The 12,204-nt window shown below is 61.0% G+C and carries 11 protein-coding genes; 4 read left to right on the plus strand and 7 right to left on the minus strand.

All coding sequences use genetic code 11. The features are described from left to right. Positions 1–150 precede the first annotated feature (150 nt). From Q0C28_RS14340 to meaB, 4 genes are all read right to left on the minus strand, one after another. Entirely contained in the window at positions 151–621 is a 471-nt protein-coding gene (locus Q0C28_RS14340; protein ID WP_293576818.1) for a copper chaperone PCu(A)C, read from the minus strand. 39 nt (positions 622–660) lie between these two features. After that, the gene (locus Q0C28_RS14345; RefSeq protein WP_293576819.1) at positions 661–1,017 is read right to left on the minus strand and encodes a hypothetical protein; all 357 of its coding nucleotides are present in this window, start codon (positions 1,015–1,017) and stop codon (positions 661–663) included. Between the two features lie 228 nt (positions 1,018–1,245). After that, positions 1,246–1,536, minus strand: a complete 291-nt coding sequence (gene rpmB / locus Q0C28_RS14350) for a 50S ribosomal protein L28 (RefSeq protein WP_293576820.1) — start codon at positions 1,534–1,536, stop codon at positions 1,246–1,248. Between the two features lie 280 nt (positions 1,537–1,816). Beyond that, the gene (gene meaB, locus Q0C28_RS14355; protein WP_293576821.1) at positions 1,817–2,866 is read right to left on the minus strand and encodes a methylmalonyl Co-A mutase-associated GTPase MeaB; all 1,050 of its coding nucleotides are present in this window, start codon (positions 2,864–2,866) and stop codon (positions 1,817–1,819) included. A 150-nt stretch (positions 2,867–3,016) separates the two neighbouring features. On the opposite strand from meaB, the gene hrpB reads away from it, so the two are divergent. Together hrpB and Q0C28_RS14365 are read left to right on the plus strand one after the other, a co-directional pair. Continuing rightward, a complete protein-coding gene (gene hrpB / locus Q0C28_RS14360) occupies positions 3,017–5,512 on the plus strand; it encodes an ATP-dependent helicase HrpB (protein ID WP_293576822.1) in 2,496 nt (831 codons plus the stop codon). Between the two features lie 264 nt (positions 5,513–5,776). Then, positions 5,777–6,235, plus strand: coding sequence for an NUDIX hydrolase (locus Q0C28_RS14365; RefSeq protein WP_293576823.1), 459 nt, complete (start codon positions 5,777–5,779; stop codon positions 6,233–6,235). Positions 6,236–6,456: 221 nt separating this feature from the next. Here Q0C28_RS14365 and argF read toward each other — a convergent pair whose 3' ends face one another. Together argF and Q0C28_RS14375 are read right to left on the minus strand one after the other, a co-directional pair. Next, positions 6,457–7,383 carry an ornithine carbamoyltransferase gene (argF, locus tag Q0C28_RS14370; protein ID WP_293576824.1) on the minus strand — a complete coding sequence of 309 codons (927 nt, stop codon included), beginning with the start codon at positions 7,381–7,383 and terminating at the stop codon, positions 6,457–6,459. Positions 7,384–7,470: 87 nt separating this feature from the next. Further along, complete coding sequence (locus tag Q0C28_RS14375) at positions 7,471–8,655, minus strand: aspartate aminotransferase family protein (protein WP_293576825.1); 1,185 nt, start codon at positions 8,653–8,655, stop codon at positions 7,471–7,473. Positions 8,656–9,156: 501 nt separating this feature from the next. Between Q0C28_RS14375 and Q0C28_RS14380 the strand changes: the two genes are divergently transcribed. Then, positions 9,157–10,134 (plus strand): DMT family transporter, encoded by a 978-nt coding sequence (locus tag Q0C28_RS14380; protein ID WP_293576826.1) that lies wholly within the window; start codon positions 9,157–9,159, stop codon positions 10,132–10,134. A gap of 66 nt (positions 10,135–10,200) precedes the next feature. Here Q0C28_RS14380 and Q0C28_RS14385 read toward each other — a convergent pair whose 3' ends face one another. After that, on the minus strand, positions 10,201–11,055 hold the full coding sequence (locus Q0C28_RS14385; RefSeq protein ID WP_293576827.1) for an ABC transporter permease: 855 nt from the start codon (positions 11,053–11,055) through the stop codon (positions 10,201–10,203). Between the two features lie 321 nt (positions 11,056–11,376). Here Q0C28_RS14385 and Q0C28_RS14390 point away from each other — a divergent pair, with 321 nt between their 5' ends. Beyond that, positions 11,377–11,973, plus strand: a complete 597-nt coding sequence (locus tag Q0C28_RS14390) for a GcrA family cell cycle regulator (RefSeq protein ID WP_293576828.1) — start codon at positions 11,377–11,379, stop codon at positions 11,971–11,973. The last annotated feature ends 231 nt before the right edge of the window (positions 11,974–12,204 follow it).

Here is a 12,204-nt window from a genome sequence, read left to right on the forward strand (position 1 = left end):
CATGGTTTCTGCATCGTCCGGTTCATGTTCCAGCCCATATTCCGGGGCTGAGCTACCTCCTGCGAGCGCGCTCAGTAAGGTCAGGATAGTCGACCCCACCACAGTCTGTGCCGGGATCGCCCATATCAGATCTGATGATGTAGGATCAGATCAATGCGATTTGGAATGACCGCCGTGATCTGCCTTGCGTTCCAGATCGACCGGAACGGTCACGGTGATCTCACCGGCGGTTTCGAAGACCAGCGTCAGCTCGACCTCGTCGCCGTGGGCCAGAGCACCGGTCAGCCCCATCAGCATCACATGGTCACCGCCACGTTTCAGCATATGGGTTTCTCCCGCTGGGATGGTGAAGCCTTCTTCGACATGCAGCATCTGCATGATGCCGTTGTCTCCCTCTTTGTGGGTGTGCAATTGCGTCAGTTTCGCAGCGGGGCTGCGCACATCGATCAACCGGTCAGCCGCATCTGATGTGTTTTCGATCATCATGAAAGCCGCACCGCTTTTGGCCGCAGCAGAAGACACGCGCGCATATGGATCCTGAACAGTGATATCAGCAGCCAGGGCAGCGGACGACAGGGCGAAAGCCGCCGCAACAGCGGCGAGAGTGTTTTTGAACATCATTGGTTTTTCCTTGGTGTATTGGGTCAGGTCTGCATCTGATCAAGATGCGTGAAGGTCACCCAATACCGGCGGTGCGCGGGCCAAATTTGCCTGCGACCAGATCGGCGCGACACCAAACGCCCCGGCCATCGCGCGCCACGGTGGCATGACAACAGCCTGCGCCTGCACGTGCAGCGTCTGTGTGGGCACAAACACCGCGAAGGTCAGACACTCCGGGCAATCCGACGGCGGCGAGGTCGGCGCACCGTCGCTGTCGATATAGACCATGACCGGGCCGGAGCCGGTGCAGATCACCATTTGGCCGGTCGCATCGCGCATACCGGCATGCGCGCTCACCCCGGTGAGAGCAAACACCCCCACCAGCAACAGGGTAAGATATGATCGCAGCGCTCGCATGTTACGCTGATATATGAGCCGCCAACTGATCTGCGGCAAGTTGAAAAATGTCGCAGCGCGCATCATGCGCGGCCTCTGGTCCACCACGTCATCAGATCAGGTCATACGGATCGAAGCGACACCGCAAAGGGCCGGAAAACCAGCGCAAAACGAGCCCCATTCCAAAACGAAAAAACGCTGCGCATCCGGTGATGCACAGCGTTTCGAAATCTTGCAGGATGCAAAAGATTAGGCGTTTGCGGCCTGGGCTTTTGCGATCTCTTTCTTGACCTTCAGCGCGGTCGCGGACAGTTCTGCGTCCTTTGCTTTGGCCAGGAATGCGTCCAGACCACCACGGTGGTCGACAGTGCGCAGAGCAGCGGCGGAGATGCGCAGCTTGATGCCACGGCCCAGAGTCTCGGACTGCAGGGTCACATCATTCAGGTTCGGCAGAAACCGACGCTTGGTTTTGTTGTTGGCGTGGCTGACATTGTTGCCAGTCATCGGGCCTTTTCCGGTCAGTTCGCAACGGCGCGACATGGTTTTTTCCTTCGTATCTGGGGCACCCTGCGAAGTTGATCCAACGTGGGCGCCAAATTACAAGGGGCGTCGCCTGTGGCCACGCCCGAAAACTGGTTGGATGCGTGTAGGAGGAATCGCGCGCAGGGTCAAGGCATATGGCAGGGTTTTTCTGACAACTCTGTCGCAACGGCCTGACATGCCCCGGAACATGCCCATTGGGCGGCCTGACCCACTGCCTAGGCACGCCAGTCACGCCTGTCCAGCTGGCGGGCACCGGAGCGTGGGCCAGAGCCGCTCGCTACCCTGCCCCCAACCCTTTCAGGAAGTCCTGCGCAGCGGCAGCGGGCGAGGCCTGCCCCTGTGCGACCTCATCTGCCAGATCTCCCATACGCTTTTGCGCCCAAGGGCTATCCAGCCGCGCCAAGAGTGCCTGGCGGACCTCTTCGCCAAACCAATACCGGGCCTGATCTGCGCGGCGGTTTTGCCAGTGACCATTTTCCTGCCGCCATGTCGCCAATGCCTGCATCTCTGCCCAAGCGACCTCCAGCCCGTCCTGGGCCAAGGCGGATACCATCAGCGCCTTGGGAAAGCCGTCGGGATCCTGCGGGCGTTTGCGCAGGAGGCGCAGCGCACCGGCATAATCGGCGCAGGTCCGGGTGGCTGCGGGTTTCAAATCGCCATCGGCCTTGTTCACCAGAATGATATCGGCCATTTCCATGATGCCGCGCTTGACACCCTGCAATTCATCGCCGCCAGCAGGCGCAAGCAACAGAAGGAACAGATCCGACATCTCGGAAACCACCGTTTCGGATTGCCCGACACCAACTGTTTCGATCAACACAACGTCAAAGCCTGCCGCCTCGCACAGGGCGACCGCCTCGCGGGAGCGGCGGCCCACACCACCCAGATGCGTCTGACTGGGAGATGGGCGGATAAACGCGTTTTTCTCGCGCGACAAATGCTCCATCCGGGTCTTGTCCCCCAGGATGGACCCGCCCGAGCGCGTGGAACTGGGATCAACGGCCAGCACCGCGACCTTCAACCCTGCTTCGATCAGCATCATACCGAAGTTTTCGATGAAGGTGGATTTCCCCACACCCGGCGTCCCAGACAGGCCAACGCGCAGCGCATGGCGCTGTGCCTGCGCCAACCGGTCCAGCAGCTGCGTTGTCGCGGCGCGGTGATCGGCGCGGCCGCTCTCCACCAAAGTGATGGCCCGGGCCAGCGCCCGCCGCTCGCCGTTGAGGATGCGGGTGGCAAGATCGTCGATATCCGGGATCGCGCCGCGTTGCGGTTTGCCCGGTGTTGTGCCCTCACCTGATGCTGCGGATTTGCCTGCTGCTGCCATGCTGGCCTCTCTCCTGCCGACCCAATGTCGCGCATTGATGGCGCAGGGCAACGGCTCTTGTCCAGAGAGCAATCACCCACATCCGCAGACAAACCCGCAACCCGTGGTCTCGGCGCTGGACGTTATGACACCCATTGGCGATAAGGCGACATGAGCAAACTACCCATTGATGACGCCCTCCCCGAGCTGCTTTCGGCGCTGCGCGACCACAAACGCGCGGTACTGCAGGCCCCGCCAGGGGCCGGGAAAACCACCAAAGTGCCACTTGCGATCCTGGCGGCCGATCTGTGTGCCGGGCGCATCATCATGCTGGAGCCACGGCGGCTGGCGGCGCGTGCCGCAGCAGAGCGGATGGCCGATACCCTTGGTGAAGCGGCAGGGGAAACCGTCGGCTATCGCATCCGTGGTGAGGCCAAAGTCGGCCCAAAGACCCGGATCGAGGTGGTAACCGAGGGTATTTTGACCCGGATGTTGCAGTCAGACCCGGATTTGCCCGGTGTTGGCGCGGTGATTTTTGATGAATTTCACGAACGGTCCCTGAATGCGGATCTGGGACTGGCGCTGTGCCTGGAGGTGGCCGATGCGCTGCGCGATGATCTGGTACTGGTGGCGATGTCTGCGACGCTTGATGCAGGTCCAGTGGCCGCGCTGATGTCCGCACCGCTGATCACCTCGGAGGGGCGCAGCTTTCCGGTCGAAACAAGATGGCTGGACAAACCGGTGCGCAGTGATGCGCGTGGACGATCTGGGCCCAAGCGGCTAGAGGCCATCGTCGATCTAATTGTGCGCGCCGAGGCTGAAACCCGTGCTGGGGCCGCAGGTGCGTCAGGTGGTGGCATTCTGGCGTTCCTTCCCGGCGAAGGCGAGATTCGCAAAGCCGCTGGTCTGCTGGCGCAGCGACTGCCCGCGACCTGCGTGGTCCGCCCGCTGTTCGGCGCCTTGCCTTTTGCCGAACAGCGCGCCGCGATTCAACCCGACAGGACAGCGCGAAAAATCGTGCTCGCCACCTCCATTGCCGAAACCTCGCTGACCATTCAGGACATTCGCGTGGTGGTGGACATGGGGCTGGCCCGGCGCAGTCGGTTTGATCCCGGATCCGGCATGTCGCGGCTGGTCACCGAGCGAGTGACGCGCGCAGAAGCCACACAACGGCAGGGTCGCGCTGGCCGGATTGCAGAGGGCATCTGTTACCGGATGTGGACCAAGGGCGAAGAAGGCGCGCTGGCCGCTTTCCCGCCACCTGAAATCGAGGCTGCGGATCTTGCGGGCCTGGCGTTGGAACTGGCGCTTTGGGGCGCCAGCCCTGCTGATCTGCCCTTTCTGACGGCACCGCCCACAGGGGCTCTGCAGGAGGCGCAAGGATTGTTGCGGATGTTGGGAGCACTGGACGCTCAGCATCGGATCACAGACCATGGCCGCGCGCTCGCCAAACTGCCGCTGCACCCGCGACTGGGCCATATGCTGCAGCGATTTGGCCCGGATGCGGCGTTGCTGGCCGCCCTGCTGGCCGAGCGTGACCCCTTGAAAGGGGCCCCTGCGGATCTTGCCCTGCGGCTGGAGGCGCTGCGCGACGCGAGAGCGTTTCAACAAAAACGTCCCTACCAGCTGAACCCGGCAGTTGCGGATCGCATCAAGACCGATGCCAAACGGCTGCGCCGCCATGTGAAGGCCGATGCAGCGGATCGCACGGGCGCGCCGCCTGCTGTGATGGCGGCTGCCGCCTACCCCGACCGCATCGGCCAGCGCCGAAAGGGGGATGCCGCCCGTTATGTTCTGTCCGGCGGCAAGGGCGCTTGCCTGCCCAATGAGGATCCGCTGGCCAGCGCGCCGTTTGTCGTGGCGCTCGACAGCGACGGCAACCCACGTGAGGCGAAACTGCGTCTGGTGGCGCCCATTTCCCTGTCAGATCTGCGCCAGGAGTTTGCGGGCCAGATCGAACAAAAGGACCTGTGCCACTGGTCGAAACGGGAACGCCGGGTGGTTGCGCGCAAACAGCAGTGCCTGGGCGCGGTGGTGTTGGATGATCAGATCTGGAAAGATGTTCCTGAACAGACCGTGTCCATCGCCATGCTGGAGGGGCTGCGCGATCAGGGCCTGCGCCTTGCTGGGGCAGCAGAGCGGTTTGCAGCCCGAGTGCGTCTGGCGCGACAGGATGGGATCGACCTCCCCAATTTCAGCGAGGAGGGCCTGCTGAACAGTCTTGAGGACTGGCTGCTGCCGATGATCGGGGGGCTGCGCAGCCTGGAGGATTGGAAACGGTTTGACCCCCTGCCTGCGCTGCGCGCGGCTTTGACCTGGGAGCAGACCCAGCGACTGGACCAGATTGTGCCGCCCCATTTCGTCACCCCATTGGGTCGCAAAGTCCCAATTGATTACAGTGCCGAGGTGCCGGAGATTTCTGTCAGGCTACAGGAAATGTTCGGCGTGACGCGTCACCCGAGCGTCGGGGGTGTCGCGCTGAAAATAACGCTGCTGTCACCGGCGCAGCGGCCGATCCAGATCACCCGAGATCTGCCTGGGTTCTGGGCTGGATCTTACGGCGATGTGCGCAAAGATATGCGCGCCCAATATCCCAAACATCCCTGGCCAGAGGACCCAACAGAGGCCAATCCAACGCTGCGGGCGAAACCACGAAACCGCTCGTGAAACGATCAAATCCTGCGGTTGCCCCCATGATCCCGCTATGGATTACCCCGTGATTCACCATTTATTGACCAAAAATGCGCCATCTAGGCAGATATCAGCGCCAGGAATGGCAGATTTTCGGCGGCACACTCTTGCAAGCGCCGCCTGACATGCAAAAATAAGGGAAAGTGAGCGCAGCAGCGGCACCTTCGGATCTTACTATGGACGGCCGAGGTTTGGATGCCCAAGGACGGCCACAAGACTGCGCCAGAAAGCCGAGCAGATATGAAGCCAGTGTTATCATCCGCCTGGGAGGAGTTTCTCAGGCCCTTGTTCTTCAGACCCAAAGCGCTGCAGGTTGCGGCGCTGTGTTATCGTGCGGGCACTGCAGGGACTGAGGTGCTGATGATCACCAGCCGTGGCACCGGGCGCTGGATCATCCCCAAAGGCTGGCCGATCAAAGGCAAAAACAGCCCGCAATCCGCGCTGCAAGAGGCCTGGGAAGAAGCCGGGGTGAAATCTGCCGACATCGAAGACACGCCAACGGGCAGCTATACCTACATCAAGACCCGCAAAAATGGCATCCGGGAACGGGTGGAAACGCTAGTCTACAAGGCACTGGTGTCTGAATTGTCCGATGAATACCCCGAGAGCCATCAGCGCAAGCGGGTGTGGATGCCGGCAACAGAAGCGGCTGAGCTGGTGGCAGAGCCGGAACTGAGCGCACTGTTGCGCCAGGTCTAAAGCAATCAAGCCGCGGACAGTATCCACGTATCCCAACTAGCACGCGGCCTTGCGGGTGCTGCTGTCGCGGCAAAAGCGTAACTGTCAGGGTTTATCTGGCTGGAAAGAGCGCGACGGATGCACCGCTTACTGTGACGGTCCCGTATTACTTTGACCGCCCTGTAATTTTGAAATTCAAACAGCAACCGCCGCCATCAGCAGCGGTCGCCAAATGCGAAGGCTCAGCCTTCCATGCAATACCGCATGATGGCCTTTTGGGCGTGCAGACGGTTCTCCGCCTCATCAAAGATAACCGATTGTGGGCCATCCATGACAGCAGAGGTCACCTCCTCCTCGCGGTGGGCCGGCAGACAGTGCATGAACAGCGCGTCTGGTTTGGCCTTGGCCATCAGCGCCTCATTCACCTGATAGCTGCGCAGCATGTTGTGGCGCCGTTCCTTGGAGGATTGGCTGTCATGCATCGACACCCAGGTGTCAGCGACCACCAGATCGGCCTCTGCCACCGCTTTTTCGGCGTCGCGCTCAATGATGACTTCGACACCCTGGTTGCGCGCCAGGCCGATGAATTCAGGTTCCGGGTCCAGTTGCGCAGGTCCGGTAAAGGTGAAGTCGAACCCGAACTGCCCTGCGGCATGCAGGAAAGACGCACAGACATTGTTGCCATCGCCGCACCAGACGACTTTTTTGCCCTGGATCGGGCCACGGTGCTCTTCGTAGGTGAGCACATCCGCCATGATCTGGCAGGGATGGGTGCGGTCGGTGAGACCATTGATCACCGGGATCGATGCGAATTCCGCCATTTCCGTCAGCACGGTTTCATCGAAGGTGCGGATCATGATCATATCGACATAGCGCGACAGAACGCGCGCGGTGTCTGCGATGGTCTCGCCATGGCCGAGCTGCATATCGCTCCCCGACAGCACCATGGTTTGCCCGCCCATCTGGCGCACACCGACATCGAAGGACACACGGGTCCGGGTGGAGGGTTTTTCGAAGATCAGCGCAACCATACGGTCCTTCAGCGGCAGATCATCGTCCAAGGCGGCTTTGGGGCGGTTCAAACGCGCCTGTTTGGTGGCTTTCGCCTGATCGATAATGCCGCGCAGCGCGGCCTTGTCCGTTTTGTGAATATCAAGGAAGTGGTTCATGAGACGACGTAGCTTTCGTGGATCTGATGCCAGCGAGGGCGCTTGGCGCCGGCCGCTGTATTATGAGTATTTTTGGAAAGGTGATGCCTAGGCCACCTGCTTGGCCGAGAGCGCCGTGGCCGCCTGATCCAGGCGCGCAAACGCCTCTTCGATATCCTCATCGGTCAGGGTGAGAGGCGGCAACAGGCGGATGACATTGTCGGCCGCAGGCACCGTGACCACCTGGGCGTCATAGCCGGCAGCCACCACATCGGTGTTGGCCGCCACGCATTTCAAACCAAGCATGAGACCACTGCCACGCACCCCTTCGAAGATGGTGGGGTGAGAGGCCACCAGACCTTCGAGTTTCTGGCGCAACAGCCCTGCCTTGCGGCCAACCTCTGCCAGAAAGGCGGGATCTGCCACATGATCGATCACCGCACATCCCACCGCACAGCCAAGCGGGTTGCCGCCATAGGTGGAACCATGGGTGCCCGCGGTCATGCCCGACGCAGCCTCTTCGGTGGCCAGAACCGCGCCAAGCGGGAAGCCGCCGCCGATGCCTTTTGCCACCAGCATGATGTCCGGGGTGATGCCCGCCCATTCATGGGCAAAGAGTTTCCCGGTCCGCCCGACGCCGCATTGAACCTCGTCCAGGATCAGAAGCAACCCGTGATCATCACAGATCTGACGCAGGGCCTTCAGCTCCTGATCTGGCACGGGCCGGATGCCGCCCTCCCCCTGGACCGGTTCAATCATGATGGCCGCGGTTTCATCGGTGATGGCATCCGTGACCCCATCCAGATCCCCAAAGGTCAGATGGACAAACCCCGGCAGCAGCGGGCCGAACCCCTTGGTCATCTTTTCCGAACCTGCCGCAGAAATGCCGGCTGATGAACGACCATGGAACGAGCCTGAGAATGTCAGAACCTCCACCCGCTCGGGCTGGCCTTTTTCGTAGAAATACTTGCGCGCCATTTTGACCGCGAGCTCGCAGGACTCGGTGCCGGAATTGGTGAAGAAGACCGTATCGGCAAAGCTGTGATCCACCAGTTTGTCCGCCAGCGCCTGTTGCTGTGGGATGTGATAGAGGTTGGAGACATGCCACAGATTCTGGGCCTGATCCGTCAGCGCTGCAACCAAGGCCGGATGGGCATGGCCCAGCGCGTTCACAGCGATGCCTGCCGCCAAATCCAGAAACCGTCGACCATCGGCCTCGATCAGCCAGGCGCCCTCGCCTTTCACGAAGCTGAGCGGCGCACGGTTGTAGGTCGGCAAAACGGACGGGATCATCGGGATCCTCCTTTAGGTGGTGTCAGGCCAAGCAGTGACGCAGCAATTGGCCAGGGTCAACAGTTATGGGATGTGGAGAAGATCGGCCCGTTGCGGGCCAGACAGACAAAGAAGCAAAGGTCATACCGGACACCCGGATGCCAAATCACGCGCGCAGGCGTCGGCGTCGTACAGATCGGATATGATGCAGCTTTGTCATGCTGGCTGCATAGCGGCGTGCGCCACCAATGAAAAGGGCAAATTCAGCCCAAACGGTCAAAATTACCCCTAAATTGGCCAAAATGCATATCAGAATGTGCATTCCGGTCGTTCCAGACTGCCAAAACGTCCAGTCTGTCCAGTCCGTGTCCGTTTGATCCGTCTCCGGTCGAGCGGCTCAGCACTGATCCGCCAGTGACCCGCGTTTGATACCGCTGTTGGCGCAGCTGGATGCTGGCGGCAGGCAGAGGTCGCGCAAACTGCCGCTTGCCATTGCGGTCAGGGCCGGGCAACCCTGCGCAGATGACCAAATCAACCGCCCCAGCCATCGCGCAGAACCCAGCGCTTGCCGCGACATTCATCCTGCTCGCCACGGTGTTCATTGCCGCGACCACCCTGATTGCCAAAGCGCTTGGCACCGAAACCGCAGGCGCGCCTCTGCATCCGCTGCAAATCAGCTTTGGGCGGTTTCTGTTTGCGTTTCTGGCGATCAGCACCGTAGTGGGCTTGCGGCGGCCCCGCTTTGGCCCGCCGAATTGGCGGTTGCATATCGGGCGCACCAGTTTTGGCTGGCTGGGGGTGACGCTGATGTTTGCATCTGTCGCCTATATCCCGCTGGCGGACGCCACGGCGGTGACCTTTCTCAACCCGATTTTTGCGATGCTGCTGGCCATTCCCCTGCTGGGCGAGCGAGTGGGTCGCTGGCGTTGGCTGGCCGCGGTGGTCGCCCTGATTGGCGCAATGATCCTGCTGCGCCCCACACCGCAGAGTTTCCAACCTGCCAGCTTGCTGGCCTTGGCGGCTGCCGTGATCATGGGGATGGAGCTGATCTTCATCAAGAAACTGGCAGGTCGTGAACGGCCCCTGCAGATCCTGTTCTTCAACAACCTTCTGGGCTGCACCATCGCCACCGTGGCGGTTTTATCCGTGTGGCAGACGCCGACAGCGTCGCAATGGGTCCTGCTGGTGTGCCTTGGGGGGCTGATGGCCTGCGCGCAGGGCTGTTTTGTGAATGGTATGGCACGGGCAGAGGCGTCTTTTGTGGCGCCATTCAGCTATGCGACGCTGGTGTTTGCAACGCTCTATGATCTGGTGTTTTTCGCTGTGCTGCCGGATTGGATCACCGTGGTTGGGGCCGTGATCATCCTGACCGGCGCAGCGATTCTCGCCTGGCGGGAGGGCCGCCAGGCGGGGAACTCATCCGCAACCCTGGGCACGCAAGACGGCGACACCATGAAACATAGCCGTCCAATTGGTTCAGCCGCAAAACAGGAACAGTGACAAGCACAGTCAACAGTCCCGCACTGAGATCAAAGCTGATGGCTCAAACCAAGCATGGCGGGAGGGTCAGGATTTCAACCGATACCCGCTGCGCAACATGGCCCAGGCCAGGGTGCAAGTGGCCAGCGTTGCCGCGCTGCAGACAGCAAACCCCAAAAGCGGCGAGCTATCTGACGTGCCGATGACCCCGTAGCGCACACCATCGATCAGGTAGAACACCGGGTTCAAGTGAGAGGCGACGTTCAGGACAGGTGGCAGGGCCTCAACCGAGTAGAAGGTTCCCGACAGAAAGGCCAAGGGCGTCACGATAAAGTTCGTGATTGCGGCCATTTGGTCGAATTTTTCCGCAAAGACGCCGGCAACAACGCCCAATGCACCGAGGAATGCCGCCCCGAGCACCACGAACACAAGCGCAACCAGCGGATGGACCGGCACAATGCCCAGCACCAGCATAATGCCCGTACCAATCCCAAGGGCCACCAGCACCCCGCGCGCCACTGCACCTGAGAGGTAGCCCAGCAGAATTTCCAGTCCCGACAGCGGCGGCATCAACGTGTCGACGATGTTGCCCTGCACTTTGGTGATCACGATGGAGGACGAGGTATTGGCAAATGCGTTCTGAATCACCGTCATCGTCATGATACCCGGCGCAAGAAACACGATGAAGGGCACGCCCATGACCTCGCCCCGGCTGGGCCCGATCGCGATGTTGAAAATCATCAGGAACAGCGCTGCCGTCACCATGGGCGCCAAAAGCGTCTGGGTCCAGACCACCAGAAAACGGGTGATTTCACGGCGCGCCAGTGTGACCAGGCCGAGCCAGTTGACGGCGCCAAAGCGTCGCTCACCCAGGCTCTGGGGCGGCGCCTGCTGCAAATCGGTCTGGTGCAATTCAGGCTGGTGCAATTCAGGCTGCGACATCTGGATGCTCCTATCTGGACAGCTCGGTGAAATCTGCACGCCCTGCCCCCTCAGGCGGCGGGCAGTCTTGCTTGTGACAAATGAAAACGCGTGCCGCAGATCTAAAAGCATGCGGACGGACCGGGGGCAAGCCGGATTGTCGGCGCCCAGACAATGGCCAAGCCGACATCCGATAGATGATGAAACCGTCTGACACCTAGATTCGAGCAGGGGCCAAGACGCTCTTGTAACTCCCACCGCAGTGATTAAGATAAGGGACTGATACGGAATTCGATGGCGGCCGCAGGTTCCTGGGGCCGCTTTTAGCGTGAAAGGCAACAGATGTCCTGGACAGACGAGCGCGTCGAACTGCTCAAGAAAATGTGGGGTGAAGGGCAATCTGCGAGCCAGATCGCCAAAGAACTCGGCGGTGTGACCCGCAATGCGGTGATCGGCAAGGTGCATCGCCTGGGCCTGTCCAACCGCAACAGTGGCTCCAGCAAAGCAGCGGCCGAACCCAAAGAAAAGGCTGCAGCAGCACCCAAGCCCGCCGCAGCACCAGCCGCGCCCAAACCCAAACCGCAGCCCAAGACCGAGCCTGCGCGCCCCGTCAAGGCCGAGCCTGCGGCCACGGAAGCCAAGCCTGCGACACCCGCGCGGCGTCAGATCATTCCGGCCGGTCAGCCGTTGCCGCCACAGCCGTCGGCCAATGAAATCAGCCCCGAGGCCCTGGCCAAGGTCAATGAGATCGAGAAGAAAGCCAAGAAGCTGTCTTTGATGGAGCTGACCGAGCGGACCTGCAAATGGCCGGTTGGCGATCCTGCCACCGAAGAGTTCTGGTTCTGCGGCCTGCCCGTGCAGCAAGGCAAGCCCTATTGCGAGGCCCATGTGGGCGTGGCGTTCCAGCCCATGAGCGCGAGACGCGATCGCAAACGGTAAGTGCCGATTTGCAAGGTACAAAAAAACAGCGCCCAGGTGATCCCGGGCGCTGTTTTTTTATGTCGTGCTGTCATGCTGTCTGTTCAGCACCGCACTGCCGAGAGGATCGACAGCGCGGCCTGCAGAGGCGAAATCAACCTTTGTTCGGTGCGGTCGAAGTGAAGTTCGGGATCACCCGATCAGAGGCGTCTGTTGGCTCGATGCCCGGCCAGTTGCCTTCTGCCAGGTTGA

The sequence above is a fragment of the Phaeobacter sp. genome (assembly GCF_022825805.1).
Classification (GTDB): Bacteria; Pseudomonadota; Alphaproteobacteria; order Rhodobacterales; family Rhodobacteraceae; genus Phaeobacter.

What these genes read in the sequence shown, in the direction of transcription:
- Q0C28_RS14340 (WP_293576818.1), bottom strand. Translation starts at nt 621, where the DNA reads ATGATGTTCAAAAACACTCTCGCCGCTGTTGCGGCGGCTTTCGCCCTG.
- Q0C28_RS14345 (WP_293576819.1), bottom strand. Translation starts at nt 1,017, where the DNA reads ATGCGAGCGCTGCGATCATATCTTACCCTGTTGCTGGTGGGGGTGTTT.
- rpmB (WP_293576820.1), bottom strand. Translation starts at nt 1,536, where the DNA reads ATGTCGCGCCGTTGCGAACTGACCGGAAAAGGCCCGATGACTGGCAAC.
- meaB (WP_293576821.1), bottom strand. Translation starts at nt 2,866, where the DNA reads ATGGCAGCAGCAGGCAAATCCGCAGCATCAGGTGAGGGCACAACACCG.
- hrpB (WP_293576822.1), top strand. Translation starts at nt 3,017, where the DNA reads ATGAGCAAACTACCCATTGATGACGCCCTCCCCGAGCTGCTTTCGGCG.
- Q0C28_RS14365 (WP_293576823.1), top strand. Translation starts at nt 5,777, where the DNA reads ATGAAGCCAGTGTTATCATCCGCCTGGGAGGAGTTTCTCAGGCCCTTG.
- argF (WP_293576824.1), bottom strand. Translation starts at nt 7,383, where the DNA reads ATGAACCACTTCCTTGATATTCACAAAACGGACAAGGCCGCGCTGCGC.
- Q0C28_RS14375 (WP_293576825.1), bottom strand. Translation starts at nt 8,655, where the DNA reads ATGATCCCGTCCGTTTTGCCGACCTACAACCGTGCGCCGCTCAGCTTC.
- Q0C28_RS14380 (WP_293576826.1), top strand. Translation starts at nt 9,157, where the DNA reads ATGACCAAATCAACCGCCCCAGCCATCGCGCAGAACCCAGCGCTTGCC.
- Q0C28_RS14385 (WP_293576827.1), bottom strand. Translation starts at nt 11,055, where the DNA reads ATGTCGCAGCCTGAATTGCACCAGCCTGAATTGCACCAGACCGATTTG.
- Q0C28_RS14390 (WP_293576828.1), top strand. Translation starts at nt 11,377, where the DNA reads ATGTCCTGGACAGACGAGCGCGTCGAACTGCTCAAGAAAATGTGGGGT.